The organism is Bacillus testis, from assembly GCF_001243895.1.
Taxonomy (GTDB): domain Bacteria; phylum Bacillota; class Bacilli; order Bacillales; family DSM-1321; genus Bacillus_AD; species Bacillus_AD testis.
Genome location: NZ_LN851186.1, coordinates 1055378 through 1070924, shown reverse-complemented (window position 1 = coordinate 1070924; position 15547 = coordinate 1055378). Strand labels below are relative to the sequence as shown.

Below are 15547 nucleotides of genomic sequence, written 5' to 3'. Positions count from 1 at the left end.
GTACAAGCACTGCTACAGTTTATGCAGGCGAAAGAGATTTATGACTGGTCCTTATTTAATTTGTTCTGTGTTTTCGTAACGGCTGTCCAGATAATCAACAATATGGACGATATAGCCTTCGACCGTCTGCGGGCTCCGTATACAAGAGCCCCACTCCGGCAAGCCGTGGTGGCTCAAAATACAATGGCATACGGCATGCAAGTCTTCCATCGTGATGGCAATGCCTTCCGCTTCGATGATTTTTGTGAAAAACAGGACACCATAAGGGATATGGCCAATCATGACTCCCAACTGATCCATGATTATGCCCGTTGCTTTTCTCGATGAAAAATCCGCTTCTGCTGTCGGAAATAAGAAGGAAAACTCATCATACTGTTTGCCTGCATGGTCGTATTCAAGCATCTTGCCGATATCATGGTATAAAATGCTGGTCATAATAATATCGTAATTTGGTTCATTTTCCTGATAATTCATCATGCCATACAGCATTTGATACAGATGGTCGATGGTTTCTTTCCACACAAGCTGCTGGGTGTTGGCCTTGCCTGTCTGCATCTGTGCCCACAACTCATTCTTATGGGCTTTTTCAACGATGCTGATCAGCTTCATCACCGCCTGATAATGGTTTTCTTCTGTTTTCATGATAAAGCGGGCGAATCTCATTAATCCGACAGTGTGCTTCAAAAGCCCTCCCAAGTAATTATGGTGAAAGCCTTTCGCGGCTGGCCGAAGAGAGAATTGCGTCCAAAAACGTTTCATGGCGGCCATGGCTATATCCTTGAACGGTGCATTCAGCTCATCGAGATAGGAAAATAGCTCGACGGTCAGCTCCTCCATATCCTGATGAGTGTAGGCTAGGAGACTAAAAGGATTGATGTCCCCCTTTGCAGGCGCCATGCGATGGACTGTGATTGATTTGAACCCTCTATAATCTTCCACCCGCCCTTCTATTGTAAATACAGAATGCTCCTCAAGAAGCGGTACATACGTTTCCACTTCTCCCTGGTTGTCCCACATTTTTGTATTATAAGCTCCGTTATGATTACTGAATCGCATTTTTAAAAACTGTTTATTTGTTTTAGTCATCTCTACTGAATACTCATTTAAGAGCAAAGTGACCTTGACATTATTCCCCTGCACTTCGTTCTCCAAAGTAAAAGATTCTTCCGAATTCGGCAGTTCGGGGGCAGGAAAAGCAGCAAGGATTTCTTTTCTTTTTTCATCGCTGCAATCATATTGAATCGGGATATTATTATAAAAATAGGTCTTATCCTGTAGCATGTCCTCTTCTTCCCTTCTTTCCGCTTCAAACAGCGGATTCAATTAACGAAATAACCTCGTCTTGCTTGAAATAGTCCAATATATATTCATGGCAAGTAAAGAAAATGATCTGATGCTGTTTCTTCAAATCCCTCAATATAGCCAGCACTCTTTCCAAACGGCGGCGGTCCAAATTAACAAAGCTGTCATCTATAATAATTGGCTGCGGATCCTGCTTATAGGATTCCCTGGCTAAAGCTAAACGAAGGGCTACGTAAACAGCTTCCTGTGTTCCCCTGCTGACTTCTTTAGCTTCGAATATCATCCCATCTTTGCGCTGAAGAAGCAAACAATCGCTTCCTTCATCCCACTCCAATGCTGTATACTCTCCGCCTGTAATGTTAGACGTATAGGAGACAGCACGTTCGAGGATACGCGGAAAACGATCCTTTTTATATTCTTCAACCGTTTTTTCCAGCATGGCTTTCGCTAAGGAAATTTTCATCCATTCACGGGCATCTTCATTCAATGATGATTTTTTCATTTGAAATTCGAATAAACGTTCATCATAGGTGCCCCCATCTTCCAATGCAGCAATCGTATATCTTACATCTGAAAGTTTTTGGACCAATTGGTTTTTCCGTTGCTCTAGTTGTTGCTTCTCTTCCTTCAGCAATTCGATGCTATAATCATTGATGATTTCTTTGCTTTCTTTCCATATCGGTATTTCATCTGCATAAGGTTTTAATTGGATTGTGATTGTTTCTAATTGACGCTGCAAAGACGCTGCTTCTTCAGATTTACTTGCCAGTTCAATAAATGTCTTTTCGTCTTTGCATCCAGCCTGCTGGAATAACTGCTCCATTTGGCCAAGCAATGCCTGATGGCGTGCAGAAGCCTCCTGCTGCCTTTCCTGCCAGTCTTTCAACTGATCCGCCAGTTGCCGATGCTGGATTTTATTTTCCTCCAGGAGACGCAAAGTCTGTTTCAGCAATACCGCTCCTTCCGTGATTGAATCCGGCTGGCGGCCGATATGCTTTTGGCACAATCCGGACAGCAATTGAAAATATTCATCCATTCTTTCTTCTGCAGCTTTCTTTCTTTTGTCCAATTGCCGTTTGCTGTAAATGGATTGCTTTAACGCACTTATCGATTCAAACAAAGATTGCAGAAGAGTTGGAGTGCAATGCAAAATCGGCAATCGCCAGCCATTCAAAATGGTTTGCATGTCAGCTTGCAGCTTCATCTTCCCTTGCTCCCAATGTTCGAATTCATCAACGGTACTGTGGAAGGCTTGTTCATGCTCAGCTTGTTTGACCTTTTCACTATTTAGCTGTTGTCTCCATTCATCATCCTTCTGCAACGATTCCTTGGCTTGGTACACTTGTGCATACCCGGAATCTCCTTGCTTCGCCATGCATTTTTCTTTCCTTGCATACAACTCTCTCAATTCTTCTTCCAACATTCCTGCACCTGCAGGCAGCTTTATAGTATGTTGAAAAAAGTATGCCACTACAGCCACAATCACGGCTATTGCTGCCAAAAGCCAATTTTGCTGGACAGCAAAAACAATCAACAGAATGATACAGAGGGCATAAACAGCCATAAACAGATTCCTGGCTGTTTTCCTCTTATGTTTGTCGCTTCTTTTTTCCAGTTGCACTTTCTTTTCCAATGATTCAATAGATTGGTTAATGAACTGCAGCTCTATTTCATTTTGTTGTTCATTTTGGCTGTTTTCTGTGTAAGTCTGTAGCCGGTCTCTCTCTGGCTCGGGAAGAATCTGCTCCATCAAAAACGAAATTCGTTGTTCAATTGTCCGCAATTGATTTTGCTCGGCTGCCTGTTTTTGGTCAAGATGCTGCTTGTCATTATCTAATCGTGCCGCCTCCTGTTGGATACTGATCACTCTTTCCTTTAGAGAAGAACCAGTATCGAGCTGAAGAATTTCTTCTTCTCCGAGCGTCGTATGGATAAAATCCCGCAATTGCTGGATCTCATCTTGGTTTTCTTCAAGCTTCTGGTCCAGCACCGCCATATCCTCCGTCATATTTTGCATAGAGGGCGCTTGATCGATTGCCTGCCGGATTTTTTCTTCTTCTAGTAGCAATTCTTCATTCACTTCTGCCTTGTCCAATTGCTGCCTGACATTATTTATTTGCTGCTGAACAGTCTCTAAAGATGTTTCAAGCGGCAATAATTCGCCCTTCAGCAACTTTAGCTCGTCCATAGCTCCTTCCGGAAAGGATATATTACCCAATAAAGATAGTTTATCACTGATCCTCGATTCTTCAATCAGCAACGGTTCTGCACTTTTGAAATTGTAACTTGAAATAATTCTCTGCTGGATTGTTTTCAGATTCTCTTCCATTTGCACTTGCTCTTGTTCCAAAGAGGCCAGGGTTTCCTGCCATTCCTTATAGCGGTCCTGTTCCTTTCCAGCCTGGGCTACGCGTTCGTAAGCGTGCTGCAATTCTTTCAACCCTTCATTGATCACCGGCAGCTTCCCGGAAGGCTTGAATAATTGATCCATTCTCTTTTGGAGCCGCTGTTCAGTCTGCAATAGGCTGTCGCTGCCGACCAGTCCTGTAGAAAGCAAATAGCGGCTGATATCTTTTTCATTGACTTCGCTCAGTCCATTTAACCCATTCAGATCAAATGAATAAATATTCTGGAACGTCGTCTTATCGATGCCCTGAAGAAGGATCTTCAAATCTTGCTCTGTTCCCTTTCTTCCATCACTGTAGATGATTGATACATCCCCTGCCGCTTTCCCTTTCACCCTTTGGATGATAACCTCTCCGGCAAGCCGACTCTCCACAGTGATCCTTCCGCCATATGCCGAGTAATCCTTGGGTTCATACCTTTTTTCCGACTGGGACTTTAACGGAAAACCGAAAAGAATGCTGTGGATAAAACTCATCAATGTAGATTTTCCCGCTTCGTTTTCGCCAAAGAAAACCTGAAGCTCCTTTAAATCGGAAAAAGTCTTATTGTGGATTTTTCCGTATCCATATATAGTGATTTCTTTAATAATCAAGATTTTTCTCCCCCAATGGATAATTCAAGTGCCAGCAGTTTTTCAGCTTCCTCTTTCAATTCACGTTTCTCATCGGAAGTTAGGGTGTCTATGTATTTTCTTCCCAGACTATGTTTGAAAATCGGCCGGACGGCTTGGTCAATTTCCTGCTGCGTCCATTCATGCTGATGGATCAAAGCCATAACCGGCTGTTGGAGAAGAGCCGTTTGTTCCTGTTCGACCCGTAGCTGTACCGGAAAGACAAATTGCGGTTGTTTTTCTTCTTCCTCCTGCAGTAACTGCAGCAAGTCCTCGATATAAGAAGAAGTATGGAGAGCGGTATTAGCGCTATGCACCATAATGGACGCAAGCACCTGATAGCGATTATCTCTTTTTTCTTGAATAGCTGCTCTACAGGCTGTAAAAAGGTCGTCAAACGTTTCATTTTCCTTAAATTCCACATCAAGGCTTTCCCAGACAATCGGCGATGTTGCAATGAATTCAAAGGACGACTGGCGCCCTTCCAATTCCACATAATAACAGCCTTTCATGCCCGTCTCTTTGCGGCTGCGCCCTTGAATATTGCCGGGGTAAATAACCGGTGGTGATTGCAGTAATTCCTGCCTTTTATGTATATGGCCCAACGCCCAATAATCGAATTGCTTTTCCTGGAGTTCCGCTAGCGTGAATGGGGCGTATTGGCCATGCTCTGTTTCTCCCTGCAAGTTGCCATGGAGCATGCCGATATGGTAATCCGCTCCCTCTTTCTTTCTGTAATGCTGGATAATCCGGTCCTTGACATGCTGCGTAGGATAGCTATATCCGTATATATGGACAGTTGCCCCTTCTTTTTTCCACGTCATAACATCGAAATGTTCTTTAAATATATGGACATTTTCTGGCTGCCTGATATCAATCCAGCTGCCGCCTAAGTGATCATGATTTCCGTGGATGATATAAACATCAATACTATTTTCCTTCAGTCGCTCCATTTCATTTCTGAGCCTTACTTGCGTCCGAAGATTACGGTTCTCTCCATCAAACAAATCGCCGGCAAGCAACAGGAAGTCGACCTGCCTGTCGATAGCGGCCTGGACGATCCGCTGAAATGAAACAAAAATAGCTTCCTTCATCTGTTCCATGATTGGCTGGGGAAGGTGCCTCAAGCCGACGAAAGGGCTGTCCAAATGCAGGTCCGCCGCATGGATAAAGGTTATTTTTTTCACTTAACATCACCTCATATACTGTCTATCTTACCATAAAGCGCAAGCATCCCTCAGAAGCGGTTTTTAGCGGTTTTTCTTTTCGCTGGAGCCATTTCCTTGCCCGCTTCTTAAGGCCTTTCTGCCAATTACGCCAAAAAGGCAAACAGATTAGCCTGCTTGCCTTTTATCCTTATTTTTTTGTCATCTCCAAAGCTCTCTTAATATTTTTTAAAGAGCCTCCTTTTCCGTACATTAGCACGCCGCCCCTATAGACTTTGGCACCGAAAACAGCCAATGCAATAATGGTCGCTAAGCAAAGAACGACAGAGATGGCGACTTCCAAAAAAGGTACCTCAACCATTCCTACACGAAGGAACATCAACATAGGAGTAAACGGAGGGATAAAGGAACCAACTTTGACAAAGCCCGCTTCCGGATTGCTAAGGCCGAACATCGACATCATGAAAGCGATGATGATCAAGTATGTCATCGGCGTAATCATGGATTGCACTTCTTCCACCCGGCTGACAAGCGATCCAAGAAAAGCGGCCAATGTCGCGTAAATGAAATATCCAAGCAGGGTAAAAAGAATCGCATAAAGAATCGTACTGATCGAGGTATCTCCGAATCCAAATACAGAGAAGAAATCCCCGGGCATATCTGCAAGTGACTTTTTAATGGCAAAATACCCGACTCCAAAAAACAGGAGCAGCTGCGTCATGCTGAGCAACGCGACACCAAGGATTTTGGCAAACATCTGTTGGACCGGAGAGATAGAAGAAATCAATATTTCCATGACACGCGATGTTTTTTCCCCGGCCACCTCAGAGGCAATCATTCCGGCGTACATGAGCACCCCAAAATAAATGACGAACAGAATGACGTAGACAAGTCCTCTTGCCTGATTTAGCTCTTCCTGCGTTTTGGCGCTTTGCTTCGTGGCTACCTTCTCAAAAGCAGCGGGAGCATACAGCTCGGCAATTTTACTGTCGGATAACTTGAGCTGGCTGGCATACAGCCTGTTCTTCAAAGAGGTAAGATGTTGCGACAGTTCATTGCTAACCGTTTCATCGGAAATGCTGTCTGCTTTGTAGATCCCTTTGGGCATTCCTTTGGCGTCCTCTTCAATGATCAAATAGCCATCTACCTTTCCAGAATCCAGCAATTTTTTTGCCTTCTTCTCATCCTTTACTTCTTTTGTTATAAGCTTAGCATTTGCTTTCTTCAATTGATCAGCATATGGCTGGTAATACTGTCCGCTGTGATCGATGACGCCTATAGTCGGATCGCCTTTTTTATCGAATAAATCTATGATTTTCGGCAAATTGCTTACCACAAGCAACAGTACAAGGATGACGGCCGTGGTCACTATGAAACTTTTGGTCTTAAGTTTAGAGAGATATGTATGGGAGAGGACAACCCAGAATTTTTTACTCAAGAGAAGCACCTACTTTCTCTACGAATATGTCGTGCAAGGACGGTTCTTCCACTTCAAATTTCCGGACAAACCCTCGAGCAAATAATTGGCGCTGAATCTCCTCGGCGACAGATTCATCTGCAATCTGAAGCGTGGCCCCTTCCGCTGTCATCCTCATTTTCTTTACTCCCGGTATGTCGGAAAGGGACGACATGTCTAGATCGCTATGTATAATCAGATTTTTCTTGCCGAATGACCGCTTAATTTCTTTTAATTTGCCATGGACAACCGGTTTCCCTTTATCCATGATGCACAAATGCTCGCATAATTCTTCGACATGTTCCATTCGGTGGCTGGAAAATACAATCGTTGTGCCTTTGTTTTTTAATTCCAGGACAGCATCCTTCAATAAATCCACATTCACCGGATCAAGTCCGCTAAAGGGCTCATCCATGATCAATAACTTTGGTTTATGGATAATAGAAGTAATGAATTGAATTTTTTGCTGATTTCCTTTCGATAATTCTTCTACTTTTTTATTCTTGTAATCTGGCACTTTAAAACGATCCAGCCAGTAATCCAATTCTTTAATCGTCTCTGACTTCTTCATGCCGCGTAAACGGGCCAAATAAACGATTTGGTCGATTACTTTCAGCTTAGGGTAAAGTCCTCTTTCTTCCGGCAGATAACCGATTGTATCACTAACGGAATAATCAATCGGCCTTCCATTCCAAGTCACGCTTCCAGAAGTCGGATCAAGCAACCCGAGAATCATCCGGAACGTGGTTGTCTTCCCGGCACCGTTTGCCCCTAAAAATCCAAATATCTCTTGCTCCGGTATCGTGAAGCTAATATGGTCTACAGCTGTGAAATTACCAAATTTTTTGGTAACAGAATCAATAACAAGGGCCATCGTATGCAGCCTCCTTTTTCTCTTCACCAACTACAGTGGGCCTCTTTCTTTACAAATTAAGGATAACTATGCAAAAATAAGTATTAATCTGAAAATAAAAAAGGTTGTGAACTAAATGGAAACATATAAACTTACTGCATTTGACCCAAAAGGAGAAAAACTGCTGGATGAATCTTTTCAAGCAGAAAATGATGATCATGCCAAGTCAATCGGCGAACAGCTTTTAGCCGAAAAAAAGGTTGCGGATATTACACACCGCTGTGTCTCTCCTCGAGGCAAGCTAATTTTATTCCATCGCTAAAAAATCTGGCAGGCCCCTCAACTGCCATAAACACACACATTCACTGTTTGTTGTAAAGTTGTATTCTTTACGTTTAGTATATTTTTAGGTTCAGATGAAGTCAATAATGCTAAATTGTAAAAATTCAACAATTAATCTTTAACGAAAAAGAAGGAGCATCTCCATGCCGTTATATCGGCTAATGAGAAAGCCCCTTCTTTTTTATCCTGTTCTCCCTGGCGCTAAGACTCCCACTTCAACACGAAGGTGAAGACAAGAAAGCATAAGCAGGAGATCAAGCGGCAGTAAGAAAAAGTCAACGAATAATTGACAGGCGGATTAACGCCCTCACCGATCAGCACTTCACTGGATTATTTGCCTTGAAAATTCGGTTTTCTTTTTTCAAGAAAGGCTTTTACCCCTTCTTTATGGTCTTCTGTCTTCCGCATCTTTAATTGCCCATGCTTCTCAAGCTCGAGCATTTTCAATAATTCTGGGCGATTACGCTCAGCCAGGATTTTTTTTGTGCGAATCATGGCTTGAATCGGGCTCTGGAGCCATTCTTTCGTTTTAGTGCCCACAGCCTCTGCCAAATCATCAGTCACCCCGTGGATCAAATCCAATTCTTTTGCTTCATCGGCAGAGAGCACTTTGCCTTCCCAAATCAATTCTTTAGCCTTGACATCTCCAATTCGCTTGCTGAGGAAGAAATGGCCGCCCCCATCCGGGATTAAGCCGATTCCGATAAAGTTCATTGCAATTTTACTGTTGCGGTCGGCGATCATATAGTCCGTTGCCAATGCAAGGCTAAGGCCAAGCCCTGCCGCAGCACCATGTATTTCACAAATCGTCAATTTTGGCATGCAATACAGGGATACTGCCAGGTCAGAAATATACTCCATTACCGTAAAGAATTCTTTCTCCTCATCCATTTGCAGCATCATCTTAATATCGCCGCCTGATGAAAACGCTTTCCCAGAACCTTTTAAAATGACAATGTCGACTGTTTCATCAGTAGCAATATCCCGCAGCACATGGCTAAGTTCCTTTAACATCTCAACATCCAAAGCATTCATCGATTGTGGTCGGTTAAGCTCCACCGTAATAACACGATCATTTTTATGAACTAAAACCGTCTCAGTTTTCGAAGCATAATCCACTTCAGCCAAAACATATTCCTCCCTTTCCCCTTACAAAAAATGGTCCATACTCTTATTATATCGTTTCATCCCAACACAGCAAACTAATAATTCAGATAAAATAGAAAAGCGGAGAACACCCGTTTAGCGGTGTAGGGACTGGAGGACTTTCTCTTTGAGATAAAGGAAACACGGTGAGGCACGAACCGATGTTGACTTATCGTAGAAGAAAAGGCTGAAGTCCCCTAACCGCTGGGTGTTCGGAGCTAGACAAAATAGAAAAGCGGAAGACCTCCGTTTAGCTCCGTACAAACTGGAGTGTTTCTCTCAAAATAAACANGCGGATTAACGCCCTCACCGATCAGCACTTCACTGGATTATTTGCCTTGAAAATTCGGTTTTCTTTTTTCAAGAAAGGCTTTTACCCCTTCTTTATGGTCTTCTGTCTTCCGCATCTTTAATTGCCCATGCTTCTCAAGCTCGAGCATTTTCAATAATTCTGGGCGATTACGCTCAGCCAGGATTTTTTTTGTGCGAATCATGGCTTGAATCGGGCTCTGGAGCCATTCTTTCGTTTTAGTGCCCACAGCCTCTGCCAAATCATCAGTCACCCCGTGGATCAAATCCAATTCTTTTGCTTCATCGGCAGAGAGCACTTTGCCTTCCCAAATCAATTCTTTAGCCTTGACATCTCCAATTCGCTTGCTGAGGAAGAAATGGCCGCCCCCATCCGGGATTAAGCCGATTCCGATAAAGTTCATTGCAATTTTACTGTTGCGGTCGGCGATCATATAGTCCGTTGCCAATGCAAGGCTAAGGCCAAGCCCTGCCGCAGCACCATGTATTTCACAAATCGTCAATTTTGGCATGCAATACAGGGATACTGCCAGGTCAGAAATATACTCCATTACCGTAAAGAATTCTTTCTCCTCATCCATTTGCAGCATCATCTTAATATCGCCGCCTGATGAAAACGCTTTCCCAGAACCTTTTAAAATGACAATGTCGACTGTTTCATCAGTAGCAATATCCCGCAGCACATGGCTAAGTTCCTTTAACATCTCAACATCCAAAGCATTCATCGATTGTGGTCGGTTAAGCTCCACCGTAATAACACGATCATTTTTATGAACTAAAACCGTCTCAGTTTTCGAAGCATAATCCACTTCAGCCAAAACATATTCCTCCCTTTCCCCTTACAAAAAATGGTCCATACTCTTATTATATCGTTTCATCCCAACACAGCAAACTAATAATTCAGATAAAATAGAAAAGCGGAGAACACCCGTTTAGCGGTGTAGGGACTGGAGGACTTTCTCTTTGAGATAAAGGAAACACGGTGAGGCACGAACCGATGTTGACTTATCGTAGAAGAAAAGGCTGAAGTCCCCTAACCGCTGGGTGTTCGGAGCTAGACAAAATAGAAAAGCGGAAGACCTCCGTTTAGCTCCGTACAAACTGGAGTGTTTCTCTCAAAATAAACATACTACTATTTTTTATATAGTAAAGAGGAAGAAACGGCCGCGTGTTTCCGAGGATCTTGAATCCGTAAAATAAACTGGCCTTCTTCACTTACCTTATTTGAATCAGTTTTTAGTATGTTGGATCCTTTGAGATCGTGTAAAAGAAATGGGAATCGATAAGAGTAAGATGGAGACTTCAATTTCATTTATTTCAGGAGGAATCAGAATGAAACACGTCATCGCTTTCGATGTCAGTATGGGGAAAAGTTATATGGTGATTTACAATAGCGCACAAAAATGTGAGTACGAAGGGGATATCCTTCATACACGCCCATCATTCAACTGGCTGAAGGATAAAGTGGAGGAAATCATTCAAGTAGATGGCGAACAGCCTTCCATTGTCTTCGAATCCACGGGAGTCTATTCCCGTCCTTTAGAACGTTTTTTCAGAGAAAGTTCCTTGCCTTATTGCCTTCTTAATCCACTAGAAGCAAAAAAACAATGTGATTCCTTACGAATCCATAAAACTGATCGCAGCGATGCCCATCGCTTGGCATTAACCCACTTCAAAGAGAACCGGCGAGTAGAAACGCCGGNCCGTGGATCAAATCCAATTCTTTTGCTTCATCGGCAGAGAGCACTTTGCCTTCCCAAATCAATTCTTTAGCCTTGACATCTCCAATTCGCTTGCTGAGGAAGAAATGGCCGCCCCCATCCGGGATTAAGCCGATTCCGATAAAGTTCATTGCAATTTTACTGTTGCGGTCGGCGATCATATAGTCCGTTGCCAATGCAAGGCTAAGGCCAAGCCCTGCCGCAGCACCATGTATTTCACAAATCGTCAATTTTGGCATGCAATACAGGGATACTGCCAGGTCAGAAATATACTCCATTACCGTAAAGAATTCTTTCTCCTCATCCATTTGCAGCATCATCTTAATATCGCCGCCTGATGAAAACGCTTTCCCAGAACCTTTTAAAATGACAATGTCGACTGTTTCATCAGTAGCAATATCCCGCAGCACATGGCTAAGTTCCTTTAACATCTCAACATCCAAAGCATTCATCGATTGTGGTCGGTTAAGCTCCACCGTAATAACACGATCATTTTTATGAACTAAAACCGTCTCAGTTTTCGAAGCATAATCCACTTCAGCCAAAACATATTCCTCCCTTTCCCCTTACAAAAAATGGTCCATACTCTTATTATATCGTTTCATCCCAACACAGCAAACTAATAATTCAGATAAAATAGAAAAGCGGAGAACACCCGTTTAGCGGTGTAGGGACTGGAGGACTTTCTCTTTGAGATAAAGGAAACACGGTGAGGCACGAACCGATGTTGACTTATCGTAGAAGAAAAGGCTGAAGTCCCCTAACCGCTGGGTGTTCGGAGCTAGACAAAATAGAAAAGCGGAAGACCTCCGTTTAGCTCCGTACAAACTGGAGTGTTTCTCTCAAAATAAACATACTACTATTTTTTATATAGTAAAGAGGAAGAAACGGCCGCGTGTTTCCGAGGATCTTGAATCCGTAAAATAAACTGGCCTTCTTCACTTACCTTATTTGAATCAGTTTTTAGTATGTTGGATCCTTTGAGATCGTGTAAAAGAAATGGGAATCGATAAGAGTAAGATGGAGACTTCAATTTCATTTATTTCAGGAGGAATCAGAATGAAACACGTCATCGCTTTCGATGTCAGTATGGGGAAAAGTTATATGGTGATTTACAATAGCGCACAAAAATGTGAGTACGAAGGGGATATCCTTCATACACGCCCATCATTCAACTGGCTGAAGGATAAAGTGGAGGAAATCATTCAAGTAGATGGCGAACAGCCTTCCATTGTCTTCGAATCCACGGGAGTCTATTCCCGTCCTTTAGAACGTTTTTTCAGAGAAAGTTCCTTGCCTTATTGCCTTCTTAATCCACTAGAAGCAAAAAAACAATGTGATTCCTTACGAATCCATAAAACTGATCGCAGCGATGCCCATCGCTTGGCATTAACCCACTTCAAAGAGAACCGGCGAGTAGAAACGCCGGGTGATGATGTCCACCAACAATTGAAATCTTTATCTCGCTTATATGACGAGCTAGACAAAGAATTATCCATGACCCGGAATCGTTTACATAAAGTCCTACAACTTACCTTTCCAGAGTTAGATACGCTCTTCTCATCTAAATCTGAGTTGTTCCTACAAATCGTTCAATTGTTTCCACATCCAGATTTGGTCCTGGCCCATTCTAAAACGGTGATTAAAAACAAGATCATCCATCGCACTCGAAAGCGCCTATCCAAACTCCAAGCCGAACAGAAAGCCATTGAACTCCTGGAAGCAGCCCGAAACTCCTATCCTGCCGTCCACTCTATGGATGTGGTCTGTGATCAAGTTCGGCTCTATGCCCAGCGCTATCTTGATATCAATGAACAAAAAGAGGACTGCATTACAAAGATGATGGTATTCGCACAAGAATTAGAAGAATATCCTATCCTATTAAGTATTCCTGGAATCGGCCCTAACACAGCTGTTCGCTTAATCGCCGAAATTGGCAATATCCACCGGTTTACTACCCATAAGCAACTGAATGCTTATGCAGGGATTGATATACGCCGATTTCAGTCTGGCAAGACCTTTTACAGGGACAAAATTAATAAACGAGGGAATAAACACTTACGAAAACTGTTGTATCTGATCATCCAAAACATGATTAAACAAAGAAGGTTTGGCCATAACCATATTGTTAATTACTATGACAAATTAAAAATGCAACCCTATAACAAATGCCATAAGGTTGCATCCATCGCATGTGTAAATAAGCTGTTGAAGAATATCTTCTTTCTTATTACACACCATGTCACCTATGACTTCCGGTTAGCCGCCTGATGCATAGGTGACATCCTTATCATACCATAGCCCCCCTAACAAAAAAATGAAATCCAATCGTTAGGTCTATTTGGTATGCCCTATTCCCCTCATTTTTTACTAATAATTTTCATTAATATGCTTGACTAATCGTAAGAAAGGATACACGGCGAGGCACGAGCCGATGTTGACTTATTGAAGAGAGAAACGCGAAGTTTGCTAGGAGCTGGAGGTCTGCAGCTAGACACCACCGAAAAGCGGAAGACCTCCGTTTAGCTCCGTACAAACTGGAGTGTTTCTCTCAAAATAACCACACTAGCTCCGCTCGCAAAAAAACTGCCTGCCGAATCGGCAGGCAGTTCCATCAGTCAGCAAAAAGCTGCTTAAGAATTTGAATTTTGTCTTCTGTATATTTTTTGTAACTGTCATTATATGATTTTGGATCTTTCGGATTCGCAAAATGCTGGATGGCACCTGTATGCCGATCGATGAATTTGCTGGCCGCTCCGCAACCGATACCGATAATCGTCTGCTGTTCTTCCATAATCATGATATTATAGATGCTTTCCTGGCCGGGGAACGAGTAGCCGACGTTTTCCAGGTTGCCGAGAATATTCTGCTGGCGGTACAAATAATAAGGCACATAGCCGTGCTCCCTCGTCCAGCTTTCCGCAAGATTCATCATCCGCTCCACTTCATAACGGTCTGCTACTTGATATTTATCCTTATTCTGCGTCATTTCCGATGCCCGCTTGAATGACAGGGTATGCACTGTTAAGGATTCCGGCATAAGCTTTTCCGTTTCATCCAACGAATGCTGGAATTCTTTTGTACCTTCACCCGGCAGCCCTATGATCAAATCCATATTGATATTATTCATACCCATTTCTCTCGCCATATGGAATTTGTCAATGGTTTCTGCTACAGAATGATGGCGGCCAATAGCTTTAAGGGTTTCATCTGAATAAGATTGGGGATTGATAGAGATGCGGTCGATGTTCCACTTGTTGAGCACTTCCAGCTTTTCGGGTGTGATTGTATCGGGACGTCCCGCTTCCACTGTTATTTCTCTGACATTTTTCACATCCGGGAAATGCTTATACATTTGTTCGTACATCATGTCCATATCTTTGGCGCTGACTGAAGTTGGTGTGCCTCCCCCATAGTAGATTGTCGTGATAGGCACTTTTAACTCTTTCAATACTTGACCGATTTTTTCAATTTCATAATGAAGCCCTTCAAGGAAAATCGGCACAGAGCTTCTTTGGGCTGCGATGGCATAGGCCGGGAATGTGCAATACGCGCATTTGGTCGGACAAAATGGAATGCCGATGTAGATGCTCACTTCATTACGCAAATCATACAAATCCGGCACTACTTGCAGCTGGCGGTCCACAATCTCTTGCATAAGATCAATCTTTTCGTCGGTAATGCTGTATTGGTCATGCAGGAATCGGTGGGCCTCTTCCTTTGTTGCCCCTTCCCGCAGTGATTTATGAAGTAATTTAGTCGGGCGTATGCCTGTCAGGAACCCCCATTTCTGATGGATGCCGGTTAGTTGCTGAAGGGCATCTAGATAAGCATAGGACACCGTATTTTTTAACTGCGTGAAACGCTCCTTATCCGTGCCTTCAATATCTTCTTTTCGGCAACTCCCCTTATATATACGGGAGGACGATTGGTCTGTCAATTCCACATCGACCAATATGCCGTTGCTGTACTTTACCGTGAAAGAAGCGATTAACTGCGGCCCTTTACCCTTGGCAAAGGTCACCTTGGTATTCTCAAAAAATAAATTAGCAATCAATCGCAATGGTCTGAGGAATCTTTCATCTTGCAATCCCTTTATTTCTATTAGCAAAACTATCACCTTTAATTCGTATTTTTTACATTTACAGTCTGCTAATAGTGTACAGAAAGGGATTGGCAAGGTCAAACAGAAGCAGCAAAACACCGTTAGCAAAAAAACACAAAAATAGCCGGAGT

General features: G+C 42.9%; 11 protein-coding genes and 1 pseudogene. 3 read left to right on the top strand and 9 right to left on the bottom strand.

The features are described 5' to 3' along the window. Positions 1-51 precede the first annotated feature (51 nt). The 5 genes from BN1765_RS05880 to BN1765_RS05860 form a co-directional block, all read right to left on the bottom strand. On the bottom strand, positions 52-1281 hold the full coding sequence (locus BN1765_RS05880) for an HD domain-containing protein (RefSeq protein ID WP_050616687.1): 1230 nt from the start codon (positions 1279-1281) through the stop codon (positions 52-54). 25 nt (positions 1282-1306) lie between these two features. Beyond that, positions 1307-4300, bottom strand: coding sequence for an ATP-binding protein (locus BN1765_RS05875; protein ID WP_050614230.1), 2994 nt, complete (start codon positions 4298-4300; stop codon positions 1307-1309). Continuing rightward, positions 4297-5505, bottom strand: a complete 1209-nt coding sequence (locus BN1765_RS05870; protein ID WP_050614229.1) for a metallophosphoesterase family protein — start codon at positions 5503-5505, stop codon at positions 4297-4299. Before BN1765_RS05870 ends, BN1765_RS05875 begins: the two co-directional genes overlap by 4 nt. Positions 5506-5674: 169 nt before the next feature. Further along, positions 5675-6922 carry an ABC transporter permease gene (locus BN1765_RS05865; RefSeq protein ID WP_050614228.1) on the bottom strand — a complete coding sequence of 416 codons (1248 nt, stop codon included), beginning with the start codon at positions 6920-6922 and terminating at the stop codon, positions 5675-5677. After that, the gene (locus tag BN1765_RS05860) at positions 6915-7814 is read right to left on the bottom strand and encodes an ABC transporter ATP-binding protein (protein ID WP_050614227.1); all 900 of its coding nucleotides are present in this window, start codon (positions 7812-7814) and stop codon (positions 6915-6917) included. Before BN1765_RS05860 ends, BN1765_RS05865 begins: the two co-directional genes overlap by 8 nt. Positions 7815-7929: 115 nt before the next feature. Here BN1765_RS05860 and BN1765_RS05855 point away from each other — a divergent pair, with 115 nt between their 5' ends. Continuing rightward, entirely contained in the window at positions 7930-8115 is a 186-nt protein-coding gene (locus BN1765_RS05855) for a YhzD family protein (protein WP_050614226.1), read from the top strand. Between the two features lie 350 nt (positions 8116-8465). Here the strand turns inward: BN1765_RS05855 and BN1765_RS05850 are convergent, their stop codons facing one another. After that, positions 8466-9263, bottom strand: coding sequence for an enoyl-CoA hydratase (locus BN1765_RS05850; protein WP_082195420.1), 798 nt, complete (start codon positions 9261-9263; stop codon positions 8466-8468). A 347-nt stretch (positions 9264-9610) separates the two neighbouring features. Beyond that, positions 9611-10408, bottom strand: coding sequence for an enoyl-CoA hydratase (locus tag BN1765_RS05845; RefSeq protein ID WP_082195420.1), 798 nt, complete (start codon positions 10406-10408; stop codon positions 9611-9613). A 514-nt stretch (positions 10409-10922) separates the two neighbouring features. Between BN1765_RS05845 and BN1765_RS19460 the strand changes: the two are divergent. After that, positions 10923-11288: pseudogene (locus BN1765_RS19460) on the top strand (IS110 family transposase); the annotation flags it as partial. Here BN1765_RS19460 and BN1765_RS05840 read toward each other — a convergent pair. Further along, complete coding sequence (locus tag BN1765_RS05840; protein ID WP_315969843.1) at positions 11263-11787, bottom strand: enoyl-CoA hydratase-related protein; 525 nt, start codon at positions 11785-11787, stop codon at positions 11263-11265. The pseudogene BN1765_RS19460 and the gene BN1765_RS05840 overlap by 26 nt on opposite strands. 583 nt (positions 11788-12370) lie before the next feature. Between BN1765_RS05840 and BN1765_RS05835 the strand changes: the two genes are divergently transcribed. Beyond that, positions 12371-13582: an IS110 family RNA-guided transposase gene (locus tag BN1765_RS05835; protein WP_050614224.1), complete on the top strand. Its 1212-nt coding sequence runs from the start codon at positions 12371-12373 to the stop codon at positions 13580-13582. A 343-nt stretch (positions 13583-13925) separates the two neighbouring features. Here the strand turns inward: BN1765_RS05835 and BN1765_RS05830 are convergent, their stop codons facing one another. Beyond that, positions 13926-15422 carry a coproporphyrinogen III oxidase gene (locus tag BN1765_RS05830; RefSeq protein WP_050614223.1) on the bottom strand — a complete coding sequence of 499 codons (1497 nt, stop codon included), beginning with the start codon at positions 15420-15422 and terminating at the stop codon, positions 13926-13928. Between the last annotated feature and the right edge of the window lie 125 nt (positions 15423-15547).